Annotated in this window: 19 protein-coding genes, 1 tRNA gene and 1 pseudogene; 11 read left to right on the forward strand and 10 right to left on the reverse strand. The window is 64.7% G+C overall.

Features of this window, described 5'->3' with window-relative positions; genetic code table 11:
• Positions 1 to 26 precede the first annotated feature (26 nt).
• Positions 27 to 722: a response regulator gene (locus LG388_RS08480; RefSeq protein WP_225782419.1), complete on the forward strand. Its 696-nt coding sequence runs from the start codon at positions 27 to 29 to the stop codon at positions 720 to 722.
• 41 nt (positions 723 to 763) lie between these two features.
• A tRNA-Phe gene (locus LG388_RS08485) sits at positions 764 to 839 on the forward strand.
• Positions 840 to 1,252: 413 nt separating this feature from the next.
• Here LG388_RS08485 and LG388_RS26790 read toward each other — a convergent pair.
• Complete coding sequence (locus LG388_RS26790; protein ID WP_225782420.1) at positions 1,253 to 1,600, reverse strand: helix-turn-helix transcriptional regulator; 348 nt, start codon at positions 1,598 to 1,600, stop codon at positions 1,253 to 1,255.
• A gap of 44 nt (positions 1,601 to 1,644) precedes the next feature.
• Between LG388_RS26790 and LG388_RS08495 the strand changes: the two genes are divergently transcribed.
• The 4 genes from LG388_RS08495 to LG388_RS08510 all read left to right on the forward strand — a co-directional run bounded on the left by LG388_RS08495 (position 1,645) and on the right by LG388_RS08510 (position 4,712).
• Positions 1,645 to 2,151 (forward strand): hypothetical protein, encoded by a 507-nt coding sequence (locus tag LG388_RS08495; protein WP_225782421.1) that lies wholly within the window; start codon positions 1,645 to 1,647, stop codon positions 2,149 to 2,151.
• A 30-nt stretch (positions 2,152 to 2,181) separates the two neighbouring features.
• Positions 2,182 to 3,270 (forward strand): IS5 family transposase, encoded by a 1,089-nt coding sequence (locus LG388_RS08500; protein ID WP_225782422.1) that lies wholly within the window; start codon positions 2,182 to 2,184, stop codon positions 3,268 to 3,270.
• Positions 3,271 to 3,999: 729 nt separating this feature from the next.
• Positions 4,000 to 4,149, forward strand: coding sequence for a hypothetical protein (locus LG388_RS08505; RefSeq protein ID WP_225782423.1), 150 nt, complete (start codon positions 4,000 to 4,002; stop codon positions 4,147 to 4,149).
• Between the two features lie 29 nt (positions 4,150 to 4,178).
• Positions 4,179 to 4,712 (forward strand): GntR family transcriptional regulator, encoded by a 534-nt coding sequence (locus LG388_RS08510; protein WP_225782424.1) that lies wholly within the window; start codon positions 4,179 to 4,181, stop codon positions 4,710 to 4,712.
• 174 nt (positions 4,713 to 4,886) lie between these two features.
• On the opposite strand, the gene LG388_RS08515 is transcribed toward LG388_RS08510, so the two are convergent.
• Positions 4,887 to 5,243, reverse strand: coding sequence for a hypothetical protein (locus tag LG388_RS08515; RefSeq protein ID WP_225782425.1), 357 nt, complete (start codon positions 5,241 to 5,243; stop codon positions 4,887 to 4,889).
• A gap of 303 nt (positions 5,244 to 5,546) precedes the next feature.
• Here LG388_RS08515 and LG388_RS08520 point away from each other — a divergent pair.
• Positions 5,547 to 6,446: pseudogene (locus LG388_RS08520) on the forward strand (IS5 family transposase); the annotation flags it as partial.
• A 139-nt stretch (positions 6,447 to 6,585) separates the two neighbouring features.
• Here LG388_RS08520 and LG388_RS08525 read toward each other — a convergent pair.
• The 5 genes from LG388_RS08525 to LG388_RS08545 all read right to left on the reverse strand — a co-directional run bounded on the left by LG388_RS08525 (position 6,586) and on the right by LG388_RS08545 (position 13,179).
• The gene (locus tag LG388_RS08525) at positions 6,586 to 9,501 is read right to left on the reverse strand and encodes a Tn3-like element IS1071 family transposase (protein ID WP_003049965.1); all 2,916 of its coding nucleotides are present in this window, start codon (positions 9,499 to 9,501) and stop codon (positions 6,586 to 6,588) included.
• A 98-nt stretch (positions 9,502 to 9,599) separates the two neighbouring features.
• Positions 9,600 to 10,766: a cache domain-containing protein gene (locus tag LG388_RS08530; protein WP_225782426.1), complete on the reverse strand. Its 1,167-nt coding sequence runs from the start codon at positions 10,764 to 10,766 to the stop codon at positions 9,600 to 9,602.
• Between the two features lie 86 nt (positions 10,767 to 10,852).
• Entirely contained in the window at positions 10,853 to 11,608 is a 756-nt protein-coding gene (locus tag LG388_RS08535) for a sulfite exporter TauE/SafE family protein (protein WP_225782427.1), read from the reverse strand.
• Between the two features lie 176 nt (positions 11,609 to 11,784).
• Entirely contained in the window at positions 11,785 to 12,414 is a 630-nt protein-coding gene (locus LG388_RS08540; protein ID WP_225782428.1) for a pyridoxamine 5'-phosphate oxidase family protein, read from the reverse strand.
• Positions 12,415 to 12,633: 219 nt separating this feature from the next.
• A complete protein-coding gene (locus tag LG388_RS08545; protein WP_225782761.1) occupies positions 12,634 to 13,179 on the reverse strand; it encodes a carboxymuconolactone decarboxylase family protein in 546 nt (181 codons plus the stop codon).
• Between the two features lie 151 nt (positions 13,180 to 13,330).
• Here LG388_RS08545 and LG388_RS08550 point away from each other — a divergent pair, with 151 nt between their 5' ends.
• The gene (locus LG388_RS08550) at positions 13,331 to 14,224 is read left to right on the forward strand and encodes an AraC family transcriptional regulator (protein ID WP_225782429.1); all 894 of its coding nucleotides are present in this window, start codon (positions 13,331 to 13,333) and stop codon (positions 14,222 to 14,224) included.
• 166 nt (positions 14,225 to 14,390) lie between these two features.
• Here LG388_RS08550 and LG388_RS08555 read toward each other — a convergent pair whose 3' ends face one another.
• The 3 genes from LG388_RS08555 to LG388_RS08565 form a co-directional block, all read right to left on the reverse strand.
• Positions 14,391 to 16,037: an acyl-CoA synthetase gene (locus LG388_RS08555; RefSeq protein ID WP_225782430.1), complete on the reverse strand. Its 1,647-nt coding sequence runs from the start codon at positions 16,035 to 16,037 to the stop codon at positions 14,391 to 14,393.
• 102 nt (positions 16,038 to 16,139) lie between these two features.
• A complete protein-coding gene (locus LG388_RS08560) occupies positions 16,140 to 16,436 on the reverse strand; it encodes a diguanylate cyclase domain-containing protein (RefSeq protein WP_225782431.1) in 297 nt (98 codons plus the stop codon).
• Between the two features lie 151 nt (positions 16,437 to 16,587).
• Positions 16,588 to 19,503, reverse strand: coding sequence for a Tn3-like element IS1071 family transposase (locus tag LG388_RS08565; RefSeq protein ID WP_225782432.1), 2,916 nt, complete (start codon positions 19,501 to 19,503; stop codon positions 16,588 to 16,590).
• Between the two features lie 285 nt (positions 19,504 to 19,788).
• Here LG388_RS08565 and LG388_RS08570 point away from each other — a divergent pair, with 285 nt between their 5' ends.
• The 3 genes from LG388_RS08570 to LG388_RS08580 are packed head-to-tail and all read left to right on the forward strand — an operon-like array spanning position 19,789 to position 24,625.
• Positions 19,789 to 20,913 (forward strand): nitronate monooxygenase, encoded by a 1,125-nt coding sequence (locus LG388_RS08570; RefSeq protein WP_225782433.1) that lies wholly within the window; start codon positions 19,789 to 19,791, stop codon positions 20,911 to 20,913.
• 8 nt (positions 20,914 to 20,921) lie between these two features.
• Positions 20,922 to 22,496, forward strand: a complete 1,575-nt coding sequence (locus LG388_RS08575) for an acetyl-CoA acetyltransferase (RefSeq protein ID WP_225782434.1) — start codon at positions 20,922 to 20,924, stop codon at positions 22,494 to 22,496.
• A 5-nt stretch (positions 22,497 to 22,501) separates the two neighbouring features.
• Positions 22,502 to 24,625, forward strand: a complete 2,124-nt coding sequence (locus LG388_RS08580; protein ID WP_225782435.1) for an acetate--CoA ligase family protein — start codon at positions 22,502 to 22,504, stop codon at positions 24,623 to 24,625.
• Positions 24,626 to 24,629 lie beyond the last annotated feature (4 nt).

Here is a 24,629-nt window from a genome sequence, read left to right on the forward strand (position 1 = left end):
TCCGCACAAAGGATTCAACTTCATTCATGGCAAACATCCTCGTGGTCGACGATGAGTTGGGTATTCGTGACCTGCTCTTCGAAATCCTCAACGACGAAGGCCACAACGTCGAGTTGGCAGAGAACGCCTCCGAGGCACGGGCCGCGCGCCAGCGCGCGCGGCCCGACCTGGTGCTGCTCGACATCTGGATGCCCGACACCGACGGCGTGACGCTGCTCAAGGAATGGTCTGCGGCCAACCTGCTGGGCATGCCGGTCATCATGATGAGCGGCCACGCCACCATCGACACGGCCGTGGAAGCCACGCGCATCGGCGCCTTCGCCTTCCTCGAAAAACCGATCACGATGCAGAAGCTGCTCAAGTCGGTGGAGCAGGGGCTGGCCCGCGAGGACGCGCGCCGCGCCGCCGCCGCCGTGGTGCCGCCCGCGCAGGGGTTCGCGCCCGTCGTGACGAGCGGCAGCGCAGGTCTGCTGGCCGCGCTGCCGCCGGCGAGCCCCGTGATCGAAACCGGGCCGCAAGCGTCGCAGAGCTTCGACCTCGACCGGCCGCTGCGCGAGGCGCGCGACGGCTTCGAGAAGGCCTACTTCGAATACCACTTGGCGATGGAGAACGGCTCCATGACTCGCGTGGCCGAGAAGACCGGCCTGGAGCGCACGCACCTGTACAGAAAACTCAAACAATTGGGCGTAGACCTGTCCCGCGGCCGCAGAAATGCCCTATAATGCGAGGCTCGGCTGATGTTGCTAACCCAACCAGCCGATACGGCCCGGTAGCTCAGTTGGTAGAGCAGCGGATTGAAAATCCGCGTGTCGATGGTTCGATTCCGTCCCAGGCCACCAGTATCCACGGGGCGCTGCAGCTATCTAAGTTGCAGCGCCCTTGTCACATTATTCCCACGATGGGAATACGAGGCTTGTGAGCCGTCCCCGTGCCACTACCTATCTATTAGGTCGCACACCGGTTTACACTCTCTTACATGACACAACCGCAACACTCGGTCATCTTCAAGCCGTTTGATGAGCAGTCCTTCCATGCCACCAAGGAAGACTGGGAAGCCGTTGCTGCCTCGAGTGATGCTTTCCCCTCAGATGTTGCGCAGACCTTGAAATGGGCGTCTGAGCACCTGACTATCGACGGCAATGAACTCGCGTATGGCGTTTTCGATGACGACTCGAAGATCGCTAGCGGCATCTGCGAAGTCATCATCAGTCGTCCTGCTGCTCAGTCCTGGGTCAAGCTCTTGCGTCTTCGCCTACACCCGAAGGTGGAAGAGCAACTGTTCAACAACGATCCAGATGGCGTAAAAACCGCACTTAACGCATATGTGTCCGCTGGCCAGAGGCACCCCAAGCGGCTCTGCAATCAACCTCGCCGTCTCTACTGGCGGCTCATGCGTACCCAGCTCATAGCGGCTGATCCTGGCCCGGCTGGACGACTCGTCGATGCCGATGCGCACGCCCACTTTTTCCTGTGATAAACCCAGCTCTTCTCGTCGTAAGCGCATGCGCTTGCCAACGATGTTTGCGGACCGGGATGTGGTGGTGCGATTCTGATGACGACCGCCTGGGGAGTGAGAGGCAGCATCCCTCGGATGTTGCATGGGCGCAATGCGGCACGTAAAGTGACGCCAACGAGGAGAGCAACATGGACCTAAAGGACGCTGCCGCAAAGGCGGCGGAAGCCGTTGCGCGAAGAGGGCTCAGAACGCGCATCGACGAGATCGCCGAAGCAGCCGCGAGCGCTTCGGAGCGGCTACAAGTGAGGGAGCGTCTCGCATCGGCGGGTCAGTACGTCGTGGACGCCGCCCGGAACACCGCAGTTGCAACTCAAGACCTAAAGGTAGGAGAGCGCGCAGCGCTGCTAGCTCAACGAATGTCGAGCATTACGGACGACGCGGTTAAGGCGACCGAGCAGTTGCAAGTGAGCAAACGCGCCGCTGATGCGGTCGAGTACACCGGCAAGGCTGCGATGCGTGCCGCTGATGGTGTAAAGCACGCGACCGGGGCCATCATTCAGAAGGGCGCTGAGGTCGTGGATATTGTTCAGCGGCATCACGAGCAGATCGCCGATCACGTAGACACAGTCGCCAAAGGCTCTAGCAGGCCGTTGAAAAATCCCCTGCGAGCGTCCGCGTCGGCCGCTACGATCTGAAGCCATCCCGGAACAACTGCGACAAGAAAGATGAGAGGCAACCAAGACTTCCAGGGGGCGATGTTTAGCTACATCAGCCTTGAAGAAAGAGTGCCAGCGGCACACCCGCTGCGCAAGTTGCGCGCCGTGGTGGATGCGCTGCTGTCGAGCATGAACAGCGAGTTCGAAGCGGTGTACGCCCGCCGTGGCCGCCCCTCGGTGCCGCCGGAGATGCTGCTCAAGGCCTTGCTGCTGCAAATCCTGTTCTCCATCCGCAGCGAACGCCAGCTGGTCGAGGCGGTCAACTACAACCTGCTGTACCGCTGGTTCGTGGGCCTGAACATTGAAGACAAGGTCTGGGACCACTCCACCTTCAGCGCCAACCGCGAACGCCTCTTCAACGAAGACCTGGCGCGCGCCTTCTTCGAGCGCGTCAAGCTCAGCGCCCAGTGGGGCCGGCTTTCCAGCGACGAACGCTTCAGCGTGGACGGCACGCTGATTGAGGCCTGGGCCTCGCACAAGAGTTTCAAACGCAAAGACGACGACAGCGGCACGCCACCCGGACGCAACCCCGAGGTGAACTTCAAAGGGCAGGAGCGCTGCAACGACACCCACGCCAGCACCCCCGATGCCGATGCCCGGCTGTTCAAGAAGAGCGCGGGCGACAAATCTCGCCTGTGCCACATGGGGCACATCCTCATGGAGAACCGCAACGGGCTGATCGTGGATGTGGAGATCACACATGCCAGTGGCACCGCCGAGCGCGAGGCGGCGCTGGCGATGCTCAAACGCCGGGGAAACAAGAACAAGCGGGCCACGGTCGGGGCCGACAAAGGTTACGACAGCCAGGCCTTCATCAAGGGCTGCCGAAAGCTCAAAGTCACGCCACACGTGGCGGCCAAGGACAAGCACTCGGCGGTCGATGGCCGCATCCGGCGCCACGAGGGCTACAAGACCAGCCTCAAAGTGCGCAAGCGCATCGAGGAGGCCTTTGGCTGGATCAAGACAGTGGGTGGTCTGGCCAAGACCAAATTGATCGGTCAGGCCAAGCTCGCGGGCCAGGCGCTGCTGTGCTTTGCCACCTACAACCTGGTGCGCATGGGCAGTCTGGGCGGCTGGTGGGACGCGCATCATGCGTGAACCATGGGATACGTGCGCCCGGAACGGGCAAAACGGCCTGCAAACAGGCCGAAATGGCCGCTCCAATCGCTGCGCAGGCCAGTTTGGGCGATCCGTTTCTTCGAAATCCACGACCCTGGCGCGTTCGATGAGCATTTTTTCAACGGCCTGCTAGAGTAGTCGCGGGCATTGCTGGAGTTGGCGCTGTTGTGGCGGCCCCCACAGGGGTGAGTGCGGTCGGCGTGTCAGTGGGCGTGGTGAGCACCCCACTGATCGTGACAGCGGCACCTGTTCTGTTTTCGGTTGCAGGCGCTGCATTCACCGTTTCTGCTGCGGCGTCGCTGTACTCGAAGGCGCAGAAGCGGAAAGCTGCGGCCAGCGCGCGCTCCACTGAGCTAGGTGTCGCGAGTCTCTCGGGCAAATCGACGGAGCCGACTGATCCTCAAAACTGAACCCTATGCAGCCAGGACTTCTGGCTACCTAGTGTTGAGTGGAGTTGAAGTCTCGGGCGGAAGAAATCCACTTCCCACAGAGGTGAGGCGCAGCCGTTCCAGTGGGTCATTCATCTTTGCTCTTCCTTGGCGCGGCGCTCAGCCACAAAGATACCAAGGCTTTTCGCTCGGCGAAGCGGTCATCGTCACGCGAGGCCATCGCAACACTCTTGTCGCATTCCGGCGCAGTCCAGCGCAAACGGCACGCGGCACACGCCGTGCGCATGCCGTCGCGAAGGGACGACTGGGAGTGGACAACGTGATGATGGAACTGCATCGAATCAGCCACCGGCAGTTCCCTTGGCAGCAGCGCAGCGGCCTGACCGGGCTCCTGCGCTACCTGAAGATCTTTGGCTCGCCGGAGGTCAGTCCGATTCTGGAGCGCACAGCCTGGAGCACGAAGGGCTGATCGAGCCCTCGCCGGCCGGCGGCTACCAGATGCGGCGCTTCACCTCGCAGGAGATCGCCGACGCGATCCGCGTGCGCGGCGTGATCGAGGGCCTGGCGCTGCGCCTCTTGGCCGAGGACGGGGCGCCGCGCCAGCTGCTGCGCGAGCTGCACGACTGCCTGGACGAGGGCGACAAGGCCGTCAACAAACCCACCATGGAGCTGGACGACTACGCCGCCTACGTGGAGATGAACGACCGCTTCCACCGGCTCGTGGTGGAGGGCTGCGGCAATGCGGCCGTCAAGCGCATCATGGACCTGCTGGACAGCCAGCCCTTCGCCGCACCCAGCGCCATGCTGCCCATGCAGTCGTCCATGCAGGAGGGCCAGCAGTGGATGCAGCAGGCGCACCGCACGCACCATGCCATGGTGCAGGCCATCGAGAAGGGCCAGGGCTACCGCGCCCAGGCCCTGGGCGAGGAGCATGTGGAGATCGCGCGCATGAACCTGGACTACGCGCTGGAGCGGCCCGAACTGGCGGCCGAGCTGATGCCCGGCATGAAACTGGTGGCGGGTCGGCGGTGACGAGGCGGTGCAGGAAAGGCCTTGCCTGAGGCCCTGAATGGGCGCGCCGCGCCTTGAAGCGCGGCAAGTTCGCCGCGCGTCAGATCGCCTGTGCGTTCAGCCAAGCCGAGCCGCCGGGCTGGGCCAGCGGGGTTCTTCCCATGGGGAACCGTTCGGTCGGAGGGGCGGGCGTCCTCAGGGGCGCTGCGCATCCGGCTCCTCGCCGGCGTCCTCGTCGAGGCTCATCTGGTCGACCATGCCCGCATCGGGGCCGTCCATGTCACGAGTCTGCTGGGGCAGGAGGTCGGCGTCGGTGGCGGGCGGCACGGCGTCCGCGCTGGCCCGCTCGCCGGTGCCGGCGCGGTCGCTGGTGCTGTCATGCTGCACCGGCAGCGCGCCTTCCGAGTCCTCGCCGGGTCCGCCGGAAGGGTTCAGGTCGGCCTGCACATCGCTGCCGCTGTCGGTGCTGTCGCTGGGACCGAGGGCGTCGATGTCCTTGCCGGAGGGTTGGGCGGGCGCGGGGGCGCCGCCAAGGATGCTGCTGGTGGCCATGGGGCCTCCTGTGAATGGGTCAATGGGTGGGTGGGGCAGATGGTTGCGTTCCACTGTGAGGCGCCTGCAGGCGCTGGGTTGTGAGACGGCGCCGACCGGGCGCGTCGGGGTGCGGGCATGCGCGCTGGGCGGCCAGGCCCGCCCGCGATTGGCCTAGCGGATCGGCCCCGGCATCAAGAGTCCGCCCTGAACAACTCGCAAGCCCTTGATCTGACTGGTTGTTCTTCGAGTTGATGGGCGCGGGATTTGCAAGGTATGGTCTTGCCAGTGCCTGTTTTCTTGCAAATTTCTCCGGGGAGTCCGATGGGTCCGAAGCCTTCGCAGCCGCAAACGGGCGAGTTGTTTCGTCCACGACTGGACGAGCAGATCAACATGAAGCATCCGCTGGTCAGGCTGGGCGCGCTGATCGACTGGGCCGAGATCGAGCGCACGTTCGCGGTGTCGTTCACTTCGGGGCGCGGGCGGCCCGCCTTGGCGCCGCGCCTGGTCGCCGGGCTGCTGTACCTGCAGCACACCTTCGATGCCTCCGACGAGGCGGTGGTCAACACCTGGGTGGAGAACCCATACTGGCAGTTCTTCTGCGGCGAGACCTACCTGCAGACCGAGCTGCCCATTGACCCGTCCAGCCTGACGCGCTGGAGAAAGCGCGTTGGGGAAGAAGGCGTGGAGATGCTGCTGGCGGCCAGCATCGATGCCGCCCGGCGTGGTGGCGTCATCAAGAAAGCCAGCGTGCAGCAAGTGATCGTGGACACCACGGTGATGCCCAAGGCTATCGCTCACCCCACCGACAGCCGCCTGCTGGAGCGAAGCCGCCAGCACCTGGTCAAGGTGGCCGAGGGCAATGGGCTGAAACTGCGCCAGAACTACAACCGCATCGCCCCACGGCTGGCCGCGCAGATCGGGCGCTACGCCCACGCCAAGCAGTTCAAGCGCATGAACAAGGCCGTTCGCACACTGCGCACCCGGGTTGGCCGCGTGCACCGCGAGGTGGCCCGCCAACTGCACATGCTGCCCGAAGCGGCCCAGGCCAAGGTCCAAGACCTGCTGCAGCGCACCGGCCGCATCCTCAGTCAACGCACGAAGGACAAGAACAAGCTGTACGCCCTGCACGCGCCCGAGGTCGAATGCATCAGCAAAGGCAAAGCCAGGACACCGTACGAGTTCGGCGTGAAGGTCAGCATCGCTACCACGTTGAAGGAGGGGTCTCCTCGTTTTCAGTGCAATAAGTGACGGTACGAAAAGCTAGCACTGGCGCGGAGGTGGTGTTGGTAGATCGTTGATTTCATTGACTTTCCTGTTCACTTTCAAATCTGCGATTCGTGGCGTCAAACCGTGGTCGGTTTCATCCATTGGTGCCAGTTATCGATGCATTTGGCCGCGAAGGCAGGATTTGGTCAGCATAGCGGTCAACCGGGAAGCGAAACACACCCCGCAAGTTGATGCTCTCCAGCCTGGTGGGCGCAATCTTCCCGATCAGTTCCGGTGGAATGACCTGGCGGCGGTTCGACCAGCGATCCAGGACCGCCTGCATCTGTGAGGTATTCCACGCCATCACGATGTTGGCCATCAGGCTCAACGCATCGGCCACAGCCTGCATTTCATCGACACGTTTGGCCTGCGCCGGGCTGATCCGGCCGGTATAAATGGCGCGCTTGAGGGCGTTAACAGCCTCGCCCCGATTGAGCACCCGGCGCAACTCGTTCCTGAAAGCGTCCTTGACAAAGTAGTCAGCCAAAAACGCCGTACGCAGCAACCGCCCCAATTGCACGCCAGCCTCATAGATTGGATCGCCCTGGGCGGCAGAACCGAACCGCGCAAGAGCTGCCACCGCACTGGCATGTCCGCTCATGACCGAGGCTGCCAGGTGCACCAGACTATCCCAATGCTTTTCGATCAAAGCGACGTCGACATTGGCTTCGCACACCGCAGCGATTTCTGCGGGCACTTTGGTGCCGCGTGGCACAAAGAGGTGGCGCTGTTTGAGTTCCTTCAACCGCGGGCAAAGATCAAAACCAAGCAAACGGGCATGTGACATGGCAAAGTCGGTGTAGCCATGGGTATCCACAGCAAGCTGGCTGGTCTCCAGCTTTTCTTGGCGGATGACACCTTCAATGGCCACGCCCGCCTGGCGCTCATTGAGCACAAAGGGCTGCGCATGGAAGATGCCCCACCGGTCTTTTACATGGGAGTAGATTCCAATGGAAGGTGTGTTGCGCCGAGGATCAAGCCGGGCTTGCCACACCCGTTTGGTGGTCTCCATGCTCATCATGTCAGAAGATGCCAAATCGGACCGCCCCCAGGTGGCGGCAATCGGGTGTCGCTGCATGAATTCCAGCACAGCCTGGCAGGCCTGGCTCAGACGCCGTTCGTCCCGCGCCCAGCGCATGGCCTGGCGAATGCTGGTGGCAGACAATTGCGGAATCATGCGCGCGCATTCGACCGCAGTCAGACTGGTGCCGTGGGCCATGATGCCGGCATAGACCATCAGCAGCTCGTCGGTAGAGCGCGGCTCACGTCCGAGCATGATCCAGCTAAAGCGCACCTGGGCGTCAACGGCCAGAATCACTTCCGGCAATTGAACCTCACCGATGCGGTGATCCAAAGCCGCGCGCAGCTTGGTCACTTCTGGGTCTTCGTCCTCTGCGGGCAATGGCGACAAATGGAGTTCATCATCCACGCGCAGTACGCCACTGCGGGCTGCAGCGGCCACCGCATCGACACCGGCAGTTACTCTGGCCAGCAAAGGCTTCAAGAAAGTGGCAGCCTTGCTGGGTAACGATAGACGGGCATAGTGTTTCTTGGACTCTGCCTGCCAACGCTCGTCCGTGAAGAACAAGCGCGCACGACCCCGAAAGCTCAGGCTGTGCTCAATCCAGACCGAGCCATTGCGCACCGCGCGGCGCAGGGCAAACAGGGTGGCCACCTCCAACGCCTGAAACGCCCGTTCCCGGTCTGGGCTGGAGATCGAAACCTGCCAGATCATTCCCAGACTTGGTGCCACCACTTCAACTGGCAGCTTTCTGGATCCTTTGAGATATAAAGCTTGCAGCTTGGCAAGGTACTCGATGGCAGGATGCTCGCCGGTGGCCTGCCAGGGCAGCTTTGCAATGGCGACGAGCAACGACCGCACGGGGCGAATTCCATCAATCAATCCCTCGCGGACCAGGGAGGCCCTGCTCGGTGGTTTGCGTTTCTGGGTTTCGGTGATCAAGGCTTCAAGACGGGCACGCAACTCAGCATCTGGCACCGCACCTTGCGCGCTCAAGGCAACAAGTTCGCCGAGCAGCGTTTTGTACATTGCGGCCCAATTGACGGTAGCGGGGACATCGGCGGCAGCCTGACGCCACAGATCGGCGATCCGGCGCTGCACCATAAGGATCAACTGGTCTGTGGTGGTGAACAGGCAATACCGAAGAAAGCATGCGACCTCCACGGTGCGCGCTGGCTCTTTGATCTTGGCTCCGGCTGAGGGCGGCCTGGAGACAAGTCGGCGCGCGTAGCGGCGCAAGATGAGATCGGGGATGTCTGCCAGGTGCTTATGAACGTCCAGCGTGTAAAGCAGGTCGATGCGCTCCAGTACCTCGCTGATTTGGCGGGTTGAGTGTTTCGCCGGTGCAGCCCATAGCCAACTCTGCTGGGTTTGTCCATCTGGGCGCAGCTCTGAAACTGAGGCTCGCCAGCGATCAAGTGTTGCTGGATCAACGCTGGCGGCGATGGCGGTGCCTGTTTCAACTTCAAGCTGGGCAAGTGCCGCCGCAATCAGTGTCCGAATTGCCCGCTCGTGCACGATCACCAGCTTGTTCTTGTACAGCCATTGACGCGCCCGCACGAGTAGCTGATCGCGGTCGGCGCAGCGCGCCACTTCGTCGCGCAGTTCACGTACCAGTGAGCGGCGCTGGTGCTCGCTCATCCACTGGAATCCAAGGACCGTGCAGGCTACTTGTTGGTGATCGAATAGCGTGCGCCCGCGTTCATACATGGCTCTCAGCGAGGCGACTTCTGGTGCTGCAATGCCAAGCTCGTTGCCAAGGTGGCGCCACAAGGCTACTGGAATTACCCGAAAGGCACCGAGCAAACGCCCACTCATGCGCAGGAAACCAATATGGAGCGCCAGACCAAGCTTGTGGGAATCACCTCGGCGTGCATTGATTGCGTCGCGCTCGGCACCATCGAAGGTGAAAAATGCCTTCATCTCGAAGTCGCTGATATCGCGGGGGAGCCCACGCATCCCCAAAAACGTTGTGTGCCAACCCTGCATCGTGAACCTCAAAAGTGGGAGGCCACCATACCCGTTTACAAAGCGAACAGGAAAGTCAATGAAATCAACGGTCTACCCAGACCACCCCCGCGCCAGTGCTAGCTTTGCGTACCGTCACTTATTGCACTGAAAACGAGGAGACCCCAGAACTTGTCATTGGCGCGCAGGATGCGGCCCTCGGGCGTGATGTGGGCAATGCCGGTGGCCGCCTGGTGGAAGGTGGCGCGGAACAGCCCTTCGCTGGACGCGAGCGCATCGGCCACGGCCCGCTGACGCGCCAGCACCACGATGAGCAACGCGCCAAAACACAGCAGCGCCACACTGGCACCCGCCGCCAGGGCCAGATATTCAATACGCCGCTGCATCACCGGCGCCAGCACCTCGTCGGAGGCCGAACCCACCGTCACCATCAACGGGTAGCCCGCCATGCTGCGGTAGCTGAGAATGCGCGGCACACCGTCCACCGCGCCGGTGTCATCGATCAGTTCGCCTTCGGGGTCCTGCGCGCGTTGCTGAAACCAGGGCAGGCCCCGCGCATCAGCGCCAAAGCTGATTTGCCCCCCCGCCTTGCGGCCGCGCACCACGCCGTCCAGCCCCGCCAGCTCCAACAGCCCCTGGGCGCCCAGGTCGGCCTGGCGGTAAAAGTCGGTGAAGTTCGTGGGGTCCACCGACATCACCACCACGCCCCCAAAGCGGCCACCCTCGCTCACGATGCGCAGCGCCATCGGTATGCGCCACTGCCCCGACACACGGCCCAGCACAGGCTCGCTCACAAACAGGTCATCGCGATCGCTGGCACGCAGCGCCTTGAAAAAGGCGCGGTCGCTGTAGTTGACGGCGCCCGTCTCCTGGCTGCTGCTGACGATGTCGCCCTGCTCGTTGACCACACTGATGATGGTGAACATGGGCTCGCGGATCACCCCCCGCGCCACCCAGTCGCGCAGGTCGATGTCGGTGCCCTGCTGCAGGTATTGCTCGCGCACAAAGGCCGCCACCTGCTCGGCCGCCTTGAGGGTGCGGAACACCTGCTGTTCGAAGGCAATCGCCAGGTTGGCGTTGGACTGCATGGCCGATGCAGCGGCCTGCTCGCGCTCGAACGCCACGCGCTGCAGTGTGACCAGCCAGAAGCCCGCAATGGCCACCATGCAGCCCAGCGCTATCGCCAGGCTCAGCGGCGTGGCCAGGCGATAGCGGCGCCGCGAGGCCCCGGCCCCAAGACGGTCGTCCGCGTCCGGTGGCCGCGTGGTGTCATCTTTTTGGTGCATGCCCCTCCCAATGTAGCGGGGCATGTGCGACAAGTCGACAACAGGATGGCCACCGACGGGCGCTCCTGCAAATTGATCGAGAGAACCTAGCCCAGCCGCGCCAGCACTTTGGGCAGGCTGGCCACCAGCATCGCCACACCCGACAGGGTCAACATGCCCAGCACGATCTGCCGGAACCGTGCGTCGCTGATGCCGTGGTACAGCCGCGCGCCCAGCAGCACCGGCACCAGCATGGCGGGCACCACGATGGCCAGCAGCGGCAGCGCCTCGCGGGTGACCAGGCCGGTGGCCAGGTAGGTGATGAAGGTCACCAGCAGCATGGCGAGGTTGAAGTTCTGGATGATGGCGCGCTGCACGTCCTTGTCCAGCCCGCGCAGGGTGCACCACAGGGTGGGCAGCACGCCGGTGAAGCCGCCCAGCCCGCCCATCACGCCGCCCGCCATGCCCACCAGCGCGTCGGCCACGCGGCCGCCACGGGTGATGCGGGGCAGATTCTTGGCCATCAGCATCGCCGGGCACCACAGCACCAGCAGCGTGCCCAGGATGACCTTGAACGCGTCCATGTCCAGACGGGGCAGCACGGCCACGCCGATGGGGATGCCCACCAGACCACCCAGCACAAAGGGCAGCAGGCGCACCCGGTCAAAACCCCGGCGCACGGTGGCCGCTGCCACCAGCTGGCCGGTGAGCGCGCCGCACACGGCCAGCAGCGCGGCCAGGCGGGGCTCCAGCGTCCAGGCCCAGAACGACATGGCTACCATGCCAAAACCAAAGCCCGACAGGCCCTGCACAAACCCGGCGGCCACTGCGCCCAGGGCCACGATCAACAGCACGGAATCCATGTCTCCCCCTCACTGGGTGTGAACGTGCGCGGGGGGCTCACTGCACGCCCCACAGAGCCTCAACACATCTGCGTGCTCGGCCGGTGAGTCCATGAAGCGCAAGCCCTGCGCACCCAACCGCCATTGTGTGCGCTGGCGGCGGGGGCAGCACTGTGGCGGTGGATCACGGTGCCAGTTCAATACAACGTGGCTTGCTGGCGCGCTGGCAGCTCGCGGTCGTAGGCGGCGCCGTCAAACGCGCCTTGCGTGATGGACGCCAGGATGGCGCCCGGGGTAGGCACGGGGCGCGGGGTGCCGGGCGGCACGGCATCCCACAGGCGCGAGCGCTGGATGGCGCGCGCGCACTGGAAGTACACCGCCTGCACATCGACCACGATCACACATTTGGGGGGCTGGCCGTTGACCACAAACCGCGCCAGCAGGTCGGGCGCGACGCTGATGCGGGCGTGGCCGTTGACGCGCAGCGTTTCGCCCACGCCGGGGATGAGGAACAGCAGTGCCACGCGCGGGTCGGCCACGATGTTGCGCAGGCTGTCGGCGCGGTTATTGCCACGGCGCTCGGGCAGCAGCAGGGTCTTGTCGTCCAGCAGTTGCACAAAGCCGGCGGGGTCGCCGCGCGGCGAGGCATCCAGCCCGCCGGGGCCGGTGGTGGCCAGCACGGCAAAGGGCGACGCCGCGATCATGGCGCGGTAGGCAGGGTGCACATACGGCAGCTCTTTGTGGACGGAGGCATCGCTCAGCGGGCCCAGCAGGGCCTCCAGGCGTGGCAGGGTGTCGATGGCGTGCGCGTCGCGGTCGGGGGTCATGGGGCGACTTCCTTCGGGTGGGGTGGCAAGGGAGCGGCCATGGTGCAGCAGGCCTGCCGCGCTGACAAACGACTTTGCCGCCGGTGATGCGTGCGGAAAACGCACGCATCGTCGTCGCGCATAACTGACTGCGATTGCGCCGCCGCAGGACCGAGCGAGCAGCGGCACCAGAAGCGGCGCGCATCCGGCCTACGGGCCAGACACGCGCCGCTACGCCCTTTAACGAGCCGGGCGCAGCTTGACGCCGGGGAAATCCACCGGCACGCCCAGTGCCACATTGACATAGTTGGTGAACAGGTTGAGCGCCACGTGAGCCACGATCTCGACGATCTGCTCGTCGTTCACGCCCTGGTCGCGCAGAGCCTGCACATCGGCCGCATCAACCTGGCCACGTTCGTTGACCAGTTGCAGCACAAAGCGCAGCACGGCGGCAGTGCGCGGGTCGGCCGATTCGCCCGTCTGCGCGGCGGCCAGGGCCTCGCCACTCACGCCCGCCTTGCGGCCGAGGGCCGTGTGGGCGGCCAGGCAGTAGTCGCAGGCATTGCGGTTGGCCACGGCCACGGCGATCTGCTCACCCAGGGCGGCGCCGATCACGCCCCCGCCCAGCGCACCAAACGCGCCCCACATGCTTTGCAGCGCGGCGGGCGAATTGGCCACGGCGCGGAACATGTTGGGCGTGGCGCCAAAGGCACCGTGGACCTGGTCGAGCACGGCGCGCACAGTGCCGGTGGCGGCGGTACGGTCAACGAGGGGGACGCGGGCGATGGAGGAAGAAGTAGCGGACATGGTGTGTTCCTTGAAGGTCATGAAGGTGATTGAGAACTTGTGCCTGTTCTCGGCACCCCTGCAGTTTCCAGTGTCAGCTCGTACCATTTGGCACATAAAATCCAAAATTCATACCAAATCATCCAAAACCATGCCAACACCCATCACCACACCTGCGCAGGCCTCCACCCCGCTCGACCGGTTGTCGCCGCTGCTGGAGCGGTTTCGGGTGCGGGCGCACCTGTTCCACAACGGGCCGCTGTGTGGTGTGACGCACTTTGCGGCGGCGCCGGGCCGGGGCTTTTTGCATGTGCTGCGCCGGGGCGAGATGGTGGTGACGCACCAGCCCCAGGCGGGCCCGCCCGAACGGCTTCAGGTGTGCGAGCCCAGCCTGTTGTTCTATGCCCGGCCGCTGGAGCACTTCTTTCACAACGCGCCCACCGAGGGCTCAGACTTCACCTGCGCCGCACTGGACTTTGACGGCGGCGCCAGCCACCCGCTGGCCCGCGCCCTGCCCCCGCTGGTGGTGCTGCCGCTGGGCGCGGTGGACGGGCTGCAGCAGTCGCTGGACTTGCTGTTTGTCGAAACCGACCGCCTGCGCTGCGGCCACCGCGTGCTGGCCGACCGGCTGTTTGAAGTAGTGCTGCTGCAGTTGCTGCGCTGGCTGCTGGACCACCCGCAGCAGGCGCAGATGCCGCCGGGCCTGCTGACGGGCCTGGCCGACCCGCAACTCTCGCGCACCCTCACGGCCCTGCACGAGGCGCCCGGCGAGCCGTGGAGCCTGGCGCAGATGGCCCAGCAGGCGGCCATGTCGCGCAGCGCGTTTGCCGCCCGCTTCAAGGCCGTGGTGGGGGACACCCCCGCCGACTACCTGGCGCACTGGCGGCTGACACTGGCGCAGGCCCACCTGCGCGCGGGCCGGTCGCTCAAGTCCATCGCCCACGAACTGGGCTATGCCAACCCCTCAGCGCTGTCGCGCGTGTTTGCGCAAAAGCTGGGGATGTCAGCGCGGGACTGGCGCGAGGCGGTGGACGAAGGACGTTGACACGCAGCCCTGGCAGCGCCGCCGGGTCGCCCAGGAGCCCCTGGCACTGGTTTTCAAACCAAAAGCGGTGGATGCGCTAGTGGAATATGCGCTACCAGCTATCAATTAAATAGCATTTTGATAACCCACTGCACGCGGTCTCTTCCTGAAAGGAGCCTCGCGCCTCTCAGACGTTGATGGCCGCTGCCGACCCGGCCTGCTTGCGCAGCTCGAACTTCTGGATCTTGCCGGTGCTGGTCTTGGGCAGCTCGCCAAACACCACGGCGCGCGGCACCTTGAAGCCCGCCAAGTGCTTCTTGCAGTGCGCCACGATGTCTTCGGGCGTGGTCTGCGCACCGGCCTTCAGCTCCACAAACGCGCAGGGCGTCTCGCCCCACTTGGGGTCGGGCTTGGCCACCACGGCGGCGGCCAGCACATCGGGGTGGCGGTAGAGCACGTCTTCCACCTCGATGGACGAGATGTTCTCGCCACCCGAGATGATGATGTCCTTGCTGCGGTCCTTGATCTTGATGTAGCCGTCGGGGTACTGCACCGCAAGGTCGCCGCTGTGGAACCAGCCGCCCGCAAAGGCTTCGTCAGTGGCTTTGGGGTTCTTGAGGTAGCCCTTCATGGCGATGTTGCCCTTGAACATGATCTCGCCCATGGTTTCGCCGTCTTGCGGCACGGGTTTCATCGTCTCGGGGTCCAGCACGCGCACGTCGCGCTCCAGGTGGTAGCGCACGCCCTGGCGAGCGTTGAGGCGGGCGCGCTCGCCGATGTCGAGCGCATCCCAGGCCTCGTGTTTGGCACAGACAGTGGCGGGGCCGTACACCTCGGTCAGGCCGTACACATGGGTCAAATCGAACCCCATCTTTTCCATGCCCTCGATCATTGAGGCCGGTGGCGCAGCGCCTGCCACCATGGCCTTGACGCCTGCGGGCACGCCCGCCTTCATGGCCTCGGGAGCGTTCACCAGCAGCCCATGCACGATGGGCGCGCCGCAGTAGTGCGTGACGCCGTGATGGCGGATGGCGTCGAAGATGGCCTGCGCGTCCACGCGGCGCAGGCACACGTTGACGCCCGCACGCGCTGCAATGGTCCACGGAAAGCACCAGCCGTTGCAGTGGAACATCGGCAAGGTCCACAGGTACACCGCGTGCTTGGGCATGTCCCACTCCAGCACGTTGCTGATGGCGTTGGTGGCGGCGCCCCGGTGGTGGTAGACCACGCCCTTGGGGTTGCCGGTGGTGCCGGATGTGTAGTTGAGCGCAATCGCATCCCACTCGTCAGCGGGCAGGCTCCAGGCAAAGGCCGCGTCGCCGCTGGCCACAAAGGCGTCGTAGTCGGTGCCGCCCAGGCTTTGCACGGCGGGGCCGTAGAGGGCGTCCTGCACCTCGATCACGGGGAGGGGCGTGGCGGCGGTGCGCAGGGCCAGCGCCTTGGCCATGGTGCCGCTGAATTCCGGGTCCACGATCACGGCCTTGGCCTCGCCGTGGTCCAGCATGAAGGCGATGGCTTCGGGGTCCAGCCGGGTGTTGAGGGTGTTGAGCACGGCGCCGGCCATGGGCACGCCAAAGTGCGCCTCCACCATCGGGGGCGTGTTGGGCAGCATCACCGCCACGGTGTCGTTCTTGCCGATGCCCGCGTTCGTCAGCGCGCTGGCCAGCTGGCGGCAGCGCGCATAGGTCTGGGCCCAGGTCTGGCGCAGCTCGCCATGGACGATGGCCAGGCGGTCGGGGTAGACCTCGGCCGTGCGTTCGATGAACGACAGGGGCGACAGGGCGGCAAAGTTGGCTTCGTTGCGGGGCAGGTGCTGGTCAAAGATGGAGGTCATGGGTCAGTGCAAGAAGGTGAACGACACACAGCCTAGCGCCGCAGGCTGACACGAAAGCAACACGGGCCGGCGCATGGGCAAGGTTCGCGGCAGCGCGCAGTCTCACAACCTGCGCTTGTGGCCTTGCTTGATGCGGTACATGGCCGCGTCGGCGCTTGCCATGAGTGTACGCGCATCCTGCGCGTCGCGGGGAAACAGGCTCAGGCCGATGCTGGCGCGCACGGCCAGCGGCTCGCCGTCAATGTCCAGCGGCGGCTCGAACGCATGCTGCAGCTTGGTCACGATCTGCAGCGCGGCCTCTTCGGAATCCACGTTTTCGCACAGCACTGTGAACTCGTCTCCGGCCAGTCGGGCGACGGTGTCCACCTGCCGCACAGCGCCGACGATGGTGCGGGCCACGGCCTGCAGGGGTCTCCTCGTTTTCAGTGCAATAAGTGACGGTACGAAAAGCTAGCACTGGCGCGGAGGTGGTGTTGGTAGATCGTTGATTTCATTGACTTTCCTGTTCACTTTCAAATCTGCGATTCGTGGCGTCAAACCGTGGTCGGTTTCATCCATTGGTGCCAGTTATCGATGCATTTGGCCGCGAAGGCAGGATTTGGTCAGCATAGCGGTCAACCGGGAAGCGAAACACACCCCGCAAGTTGATGCTCTCCAGCCTGGTGGGCGCAATCTTCCCGATCAGTTCCGGTGGAATGACCTGGCGGCGGTTCGACCAGCGATCCAGGACCGCCTGCATCTGTGAGGTATTCCACGCCATCACGATGTTGGCCATCAGGCTCAACGCATCGGCCACAGCCTGCATTTCATCGACACGTTTGGCCTGCGCCGGGCTGATCCGGCCGGTATAAATGGCGCGCTTGAGGGCGTTAACAGCCTCGCCCCGATTGAGCACCCGGCGCAACTCGTTCCTGAAAGCGTCCTTGACAAAGTAGTCAGCCAAAAACGCCGTACGCAGCAACCGCCCCAATTGCACGCCAGCCTCATAGATTGGATCGCCCTGGGCGGCAGAACCGAACCGCGCAAGAGCTGCCACCGCACTGGCATGTCCGCTCATGACCGAGGCTGCCAGGTGCACCAGACTATCCCAATGCTTTTCGATCAAAGCGACGTCGACATTGGCTTCGCACACCGCAGCGATTTCTGCGGGCACTTTGGTGCCGCGTGGCACAAAGAGGTGGCGCTGTTTGAGTTCCTTCAACCGCGGGCAAAGATCAAAACCAAGCAAACGGGCATGTGACATGGCAAAGTCGGTGTAGCCATGGGTATCCACAGCAAGCTGGCTGGTCTCCAGCTTTTCTTGGCGGATGACACCTTCAATGGCCACGCCCGCCTGGCGCTCATTGAGCACAAAGGGCTGCGCATGGAAGATGCCCCACCGGTCTTTTACATGGGAGTAGATTCCAATGGAAGGTGTGTTGCGCCGAGGATCAAGCCGGGCTTGCCACACCCGTTTGGTGGTCTCCATGCTCATCATGTCAGAAGATGCCAAATCGGACCGCCCCCAGGTGGCGGCAATCGGGTGTCGCTGCATGAATTCCAGCACAGCCTGGCAGGCCTGGCTCAGACGCCGTTCGTCCCGCGCCCAGCGCATGGCCTGGCGAATGCTGGTGGCAGACAATTGCGGAATCATGCGCGCGCATTCGACCGCAGTCAGACTGGTGCCGTGGGCCATGATGCCGGCATAGACCATCAGCAGCTCGTCGGTAGAGCGCGGCTCACGTCCGAGCATGATCCAGCTAAAGCGCACCTGGGCGTCAACGGCCAGAATCACTTCCGGCAATTGAACCTCACCGATGCGGTGATCCAAAGCCGCGCGCAGCTTGGTCACTTCTGGGTCTTCGTCCTCTGCGGGCAATGGCGACAAATGGAGTTCATCATCCACGCGCAGTACGCCACTGCGGGCTGCAGCGGCCACCGCATCGACACCGGCAGTTACTCTGGCCAGCAAAGGCTTCAAGAAAGTGGCAGCCTTGCTGGGTAACGATAGACGGGCATAGTGTTTCTTGGACTCTGCCTGCCAACGCTCGTCCGTGAAGAACAAGCGCGCACGACCCCGAAAGCTCAGGCTGTGCTCAATCCAGACCGAGCCATTGCGCACCGCGCGGCGCAGGGCAAACAGGGTGGCCACCTCCAACGCCTGAAACGCCCGTTCCCGGTCTGGGCTGGAGATCGAAACCTGCCAGATCATTCCCAGACTTGGTGCCACCACTTCAACTGGCAGCTTTCTGGATCCTTTGAGATATAAAGCTTGCAGCTTGGCAAGGTACTCGATGGCAGGATGCTCGCCGGTGGCCTGCCAGGGCAGCTTTGCAATGGCGACGAGCAACGACCGCACGGGGCGAATTCCATCAATCAATCCCTCGCGGACCAGGGAGGCCCTGCTCGGTGGTTTGCGTTTCTGGGTTTCGGTGATCAAGGCTTCAAGACGGGCACGCAACTCAGCATCTGGCACCGCACCTTGCGCGCTCAAGGCAACAAGTTCGCCGAGCAGCGTTTTGTACATTGCGGCCCAATTGACGGTAGCGGGGACATCGGCGGCAGCCTGACGCCACAGATCGGCGATCCGGCGCTGCACCATAAGGATCAACTGGTCTGTGGTGGTGAACAGGCAATACCGAAGAAAGCATGCGACCTCCACGGTGCGCGCTGGCTCTTTGATCTTGGCTCCGGCTGAGGGCGGCCTGGAGACAAGTCGGCGCGCGTAGCGGCGCAAGATGAGATCGGGGATGTCTGCCAGGTGCTTATGAACGTCCAGCGTGTAAAGCAGGTCGATGCGCTCCAGTACCTCGCTGATTTGGCGGGTTGAGTGTTTCGCCGGTGCAGCCCATAGCCAACTCTGCTGGGTTTGTCCATCTGGGCGCAGCTCTGAAACTGAGGCTCGCCAGCGATCAAGTGTTGCTGGATCAACGCTGGCGGCGATGGCGGTGCCTGTTTCAACTTCAAGCTGGGCAAGTGCCGCCGCAATCAGTGTCCGAATTGCCCGCTCGTGCACGATCACCAGCTTGTTCTTGTACAGCCATTGACGCGCCCGCACGAGTAGCTGATCGCGGTCGGCGCAGCGCGCCACTTCGTCGCGCAGTTCACGTACCAGTGAGCGGCGCTGGTGCTCGCTCATCCACTGGAATCCAAGGACCGTGCAGGCTACTTGTTGGCGATCGAATAGCGTGCGCCCGCGTTCATACATGGCTCTCAGCGAGGCGACTTCTGGTGCTGCAATGCCAAGCTCGTTGCCAAGGTGGCGCCACAAGGCTACTGGAATTACCCGAAAGGCACCGAGCAAACGCCCACTCATGCGCAGGAAACCAATATGGAGCGCCAGACCAAGCTTGTGGGAATCACCTCGGCGTGCATTGATTGCGTCGCGCTCGGCACCATCGAAGGTGAAAAATGCCTTCATCTCGAAGTCGCTGATATCGCGGGGGAGCCCACGCATCCCCAAAAACGTTGTGTGCCAACCCTGCATCGTGAACCTCAAAAGTGGGAGGCCACCATACCCGTTTACAAAGCGAACAGGAAAGTCAATGAAATCAACGGTCTACCCAGACCACCCCCGCGCCAGTGCTAGCTTTGCGTACCGTCACTTATTGCACTGAAAACGAGGAGACCCCGGCGAAGGTCTTTGATCGAGAGTGCGGGCATGGGCGCAGTGTAGAGGGGTCGCATGGGGCTTGCCATATTTTATTTGAGTAGATATAGTTCGTATACAAACAACATCGTTCATTCCGCGTCGTCGAATCAGGAGACACCCATGCGCACCCCCATCTGCGAGCGCCTCGGCATCGAGGCGCCCATCTTTGCTTTTTCCCATTGCCGCGACGTCGTGGTCGAGGTCACCAAGGCCGGCGGCTTCGGCGTGCTGGGCGCGGTCACGCACTCGCCCGAACAGCTCGAGCGCGAACTCAAGTGGATCGACGAGCACGTGGGCGGCCGGCCCTACGGCGTGGACGTGCTCATTCCCGTCGTCTACGACCGCGAGGCCGAAGCATCGACCGAGGAGGTGATCGACCTCATCCCCGCCGAGCAGAGGCAGTTCGTCGACAAGCTGCTGGATGCGGAAGGCGTGCCCCCGCTGTCCGCCGACGACGCGGCCGAAGCGCGCCGCGAGCTGATCGGGCGCGGGCGCAACACCACGCCGCTGGGCGCGCGCAGGCTGATCGACGTGGCGCTGCGCCACCCGCAGGTCAAGCTGGTGGTCAGCGCCCTGGGTGCGCCGCCGAAGGAACTGGTCGACGAGCTGCACGGCCGCGGCATCCTCGTCGGCTCGCTGTGCGGAAAGGCCGAGCACGCGAAGGCGCAGCGCGCGGTGGGCGTGGACATCATCGTCGCGCAGGGCACCGAAGCCGGCGGCCACACGGGGCAGATCGCCACCATGGTGCTCGTGCCGCAGGTGGTCGATGTCGCCGGCCCCGACATCCCGGTGCTCGCCGCCGGCGGCATCAGCCGCGGCAGGCAGATCGCGGCAGCCTTTGCGCTCGGCGCGCAGGGCGTGTGGACCGGAACGATCTGGCTGGGCACGCGCGAGAGCGAGCTCACGCCCATGGAAAAAGAGGTGCTTTTCAAGGCGAAGTCCGAAGACGCCGTGCAGCGCAAGTGGATGACGGGGAAGACCGGTCGCATGATCCGCAGCAAGGCCTCGGAAGCGTGGGAACAGCCCGGTGCGCCCAGGCACCTGAAGCCGCCGCTGCAGAACATCCTGTACCACGGCGCGCGCATCCGCATCGAGAAGGCGCATCGCGACGACCTGTGCTCGTTCCCCGCCGGGCAGGTCGTCGGGAACATGAAGGAAGAGACCTCCGTGCGCCAGGTCATGCAGGACCTGATGCAGGAGTACATCGACACCGCCGAGCGCATCTCTCCCTTGATCAACCTCTGAAAGCACAGATGGACAAGACACGCATCCCCGTCATCGTCGGCACCGGCCAGGTCACCGACACCACTTCGAAGCCCGAAGAGGGCCGTTCGCCGCTGCAGCTGATGCACGACGCGGTCAAGCTCGCCGCGGCGGACAGTGGCGCGCAGGACCAGGGCGCCGCACTGCTGCGCGGGCTGGACTCCGTCACGGTGATCCGCCTGTTTGCCGACACGCTGCCGCGTTTCGCATCGCCCTTCGGCAAGCTCGCGAATGCGCCGTGGTCCATCGCGCAGCGCGTGGGCGCGGCGAACGCCACGGACCTCGTGTGTCCCCCGCAAGGCGGCGATTCGCTGGTGATGCTCGCGCGCGCGTGCGAACGCATCGCGCAGGGAGAGTCGCAGGCGGCGCTGGTCGTGGGCGGCGAGGCGCTGCGCACCGAGCTCGCGGCCAAGCGCGCTGGTCTGCAGCTGCAGTGGGGCGAGGACGCCCCCACCACGCCCAACCAGCTCACGGGCGTGAGATCGTTCCGGTCCACACGCCCTGAGGACATGTACACCAAGGCCGAAGAGAAGCACGGCATGCGCTCGGCCATCGCAATGTACGCGCTCATCGGGCAGGCCCTGCGCCACGCCGCGGGGCAGACGGTCGACCAGTACCGCGAAGCCAGCGCCAAGCTCTTTGCACGCTTCGCCGCCGTGGCCAGGGACAACCCGCTCGCCACGCGCCGCAAGGGGTACAGCGCCGAGCAGATCGCCGAGGTGAACGCGGAGAACCCCTTCGTGGGCTTCCCGTACACCAAGCTCATGACGGCCAACGTCTTCGTCGACCAGTCGGCCGCGTTCATCGTGGTGTCCGAAGCGCGTGCCGACGAGCTCGGCATCCCGCAGGACAAGCGCGTGTACCTGCACGGCGAAGCGCATGCGCACGACACGTGGTTCGTGAGCGACCGCGAGCGCCTCGACCAGTCGCCCGCGATGCGCCTGACCTCGCGCGCCGCTCTGGCGCAGGCGGGCAAGACCATCGCCGACGTGGATGTGTTCGACATCTACAGCTGCTTCCCGTCGGTAGTGCAGATCGCCTGCAAGGAGCTGGGCATCTCGCCCGACGACAAGCGCGGCCTCACCGTCACGGGCGGCCTGCCGTACTTCGGCGGACCGGGCAACAACTACGTGACGCACGCCATCGCCGAGATGGTGCAGCGCGTGCGTGCGAAGCCCGGCGCCTATGGCCTCGTCATGGCCAACGTCGGCCTCGTCACCAAGGAGTCGGTCGGTCTGTTTTCCACCGAGCGGCCGAACAAGCCCTTCATGCGCGCGGATTCCGACGCCATCCAGCGCGAGATCGACGCGCAGACCAAGGTGCGCTTCACCGAGGCACCGCAGGGTGACGCGACCATCGAGACCTATGCCGTGCTGCACGGCAAGAACGGTCCCGAAAGCGGCGTGCTGTTCGGGCGCCTGGCTGCTACGGGCGAGCGCTTCGTCGCGAACACGCCCGCCGATGCGGCAACGCTCGCGAAGCTGGAGCAGGTCGAAGGCATCGGGCTGCCCGGCACCGTGACGCAGGTGGACGGCCGCAACGTGTTCACGCCGCGCTTCGGATAAACGCGATGGCGGCACCGGACACAGGCCTCGCACGCCTCTTCAACCCGCGGTCCGTCGCGCTCGTGGGCGCGACCGACCGCTCCACGTGGTCGAAGATGGCCTTCGACAACCTGAAGCTGCTGGGCTTCGAGGGGAAGGTCCATCTCGTCAACCGCAGCGGCGGCGTCGTGCATGGGCAGCAGTCGTTCAAGACGGCAGTCGACATCGGCGAGAGCGTCGACGTCGCGCTGCTCATGGTGCCCAACCCCGCGATGGAGGACGCACTGCGCGACCTGGGCGCCGCGGGCATCCGCCACGCCGTGGTGCTCGCCGGCGGCTTCGCGGAAACCGGCAGCGAAGGCCGCACGATGCAGGAGCGCATGGTCGCCACGGCGCGTGAACTCGGCATCACGCTGCTGGGGCCCAACTGCCTGGGCTTCATCAACTTCACGACCGGCGCGGTGTGCTGGACGGGCGCCATGCGCACGCCACCCCTGAAGGGCGGCATCAGCATCGTGTCGCAAAGCGGCGCGGTCGCCACCGTGATGAAGCACTTCGCGCACCAGCACGGCGTAGGCATGAACGTGGTCGCCGCCACCGGCAACGAGGCAATGCTGGGCCTGGCCGAATGCGTGGACTACCTCGTGGACGACGAGAGCACGAAGGTGATCGCGGTGTTCGCGGAGACGGTGCGTGACACGCGCCTGTTCCGCGCCGCCGCCGAGCGCGCGCTCGCGAAGGCCAAGCCGATCGTGGTGCTCAAGGTGGGCCGCTCCGACATCGCGACGCAGGCTGCGCAGTCGCACACGGGCTCGCTCGTGGGCGACGACAGCGTGTTCGACGGCGTGTGCCGCCAGCTCGGGCTGGTGCGCGTGCGCAGCATCGAGGAGCTCGTGTTCACCGCGGCGCTGCTCGAGAAAACCGGCGTGCTGGCCGAAGGCGGGGTCGCGGTGCTGTCGTCCTCGGGCGGCATGGGCGAGCTGGCCGCGGACTATGCGCAGCTGGAAACACTGCGCCTGCCCGCCTTGTCGAATGAAACGCTCTCGGCGCTGCGCGAGATCCTTCCGCCGATGGCCACACCCGCCAACCCGCTGGACCTGACGGGCGCAGTCGTCAACGATTGGGCGCTCTTCACCCGCTGCATGGATGCGATGCAGCGCGATCCGGCCGTCTCCGTGCTGGTCTGCGTGGCCGACGTGCCCACGGCGAACAACAACGACTGGGCGCCGTTTGCGGTGGGAACGCTGCAGGCCATCGGGCAGTTCAAGCCGGACGGACGCGCGCGCTACCTCGTGGTGAGCAACACGGTGAAGGCGGTGTCGGACAAGAGCCGCGAAGAAGTGGAGAAGGCGCAGATTCCGTACCTCGCCTGCGGGCTGGACATCGCGTTGCGCGCGTTGCGCTACGCCGCGGACTGGTCCCGGATGTCCCGCAGTGCAGGGGGCGAGCGCGCGGCACGCGCCTTGCCGGGTGCGGCGTCGACGGCAGGCGCCGACTTGCCGCAATCCGAGCGCGAAACGGTGGACTACCTCAAGCGCTTCGGCGTCCCCGTGGTTCCCCAGGTGCTCGCCACCGACGCGAAGCAGGCCGTCGCCGCGGCGCGCGACATGAACGGCCCGGTCGTCCTCAAGATCGCCTCGCCGGACATCGCGCACAAGACCGAGGTCGGCGGCGTCGTGCTCAACCTGCAGGGCGACGACGCGGTCGAAGCGGCGTTCCGCAGGATCATGGACGCGGCCGCCTCCGCGATGCCGAAGGCACGGCTCGACGGCGTGATCGTTTCGCCCATGCGCAAGGGCGGCATCGAGCTCTTCACGGGCGTGCGCGTCGACGCCCAGTGGGGCCCCGTCATCGCGCTCGGACTGGGCGGCGTGTGGATCGAGGCGCTGCAGGACGTGAGCCTGCGCCTCCTGCCCGTGACGCCAGCCGACGTGGAACAGATGGTGTCCGAGCTGCGCGGCGCGAAGCTGCTGCAAGGCTTTCGCGGCGCGCCGCCGGTCGATGTCGCGAAGCTCGCCGACGCCGTGGCGCGCATCGGCGACGCCGCGCTCGCGCTCGGCGCCACGCTGGACACGCTGGAAGTCAACCCGCTGCTCGCCGACGGCGCGCGCATCGAGGCACTCGATGCCCTCGCCACCTACAACCACTGAAAGA

Source organism: Xenophilus sp. Marseille-Q4582, from assembly GCF_916700565.1.
GTDB lineage: Bacteria > Pseudomonadota > Gammaproteobacteria > Burkholderiales > Burkholderiaceae_C > Xenophilus.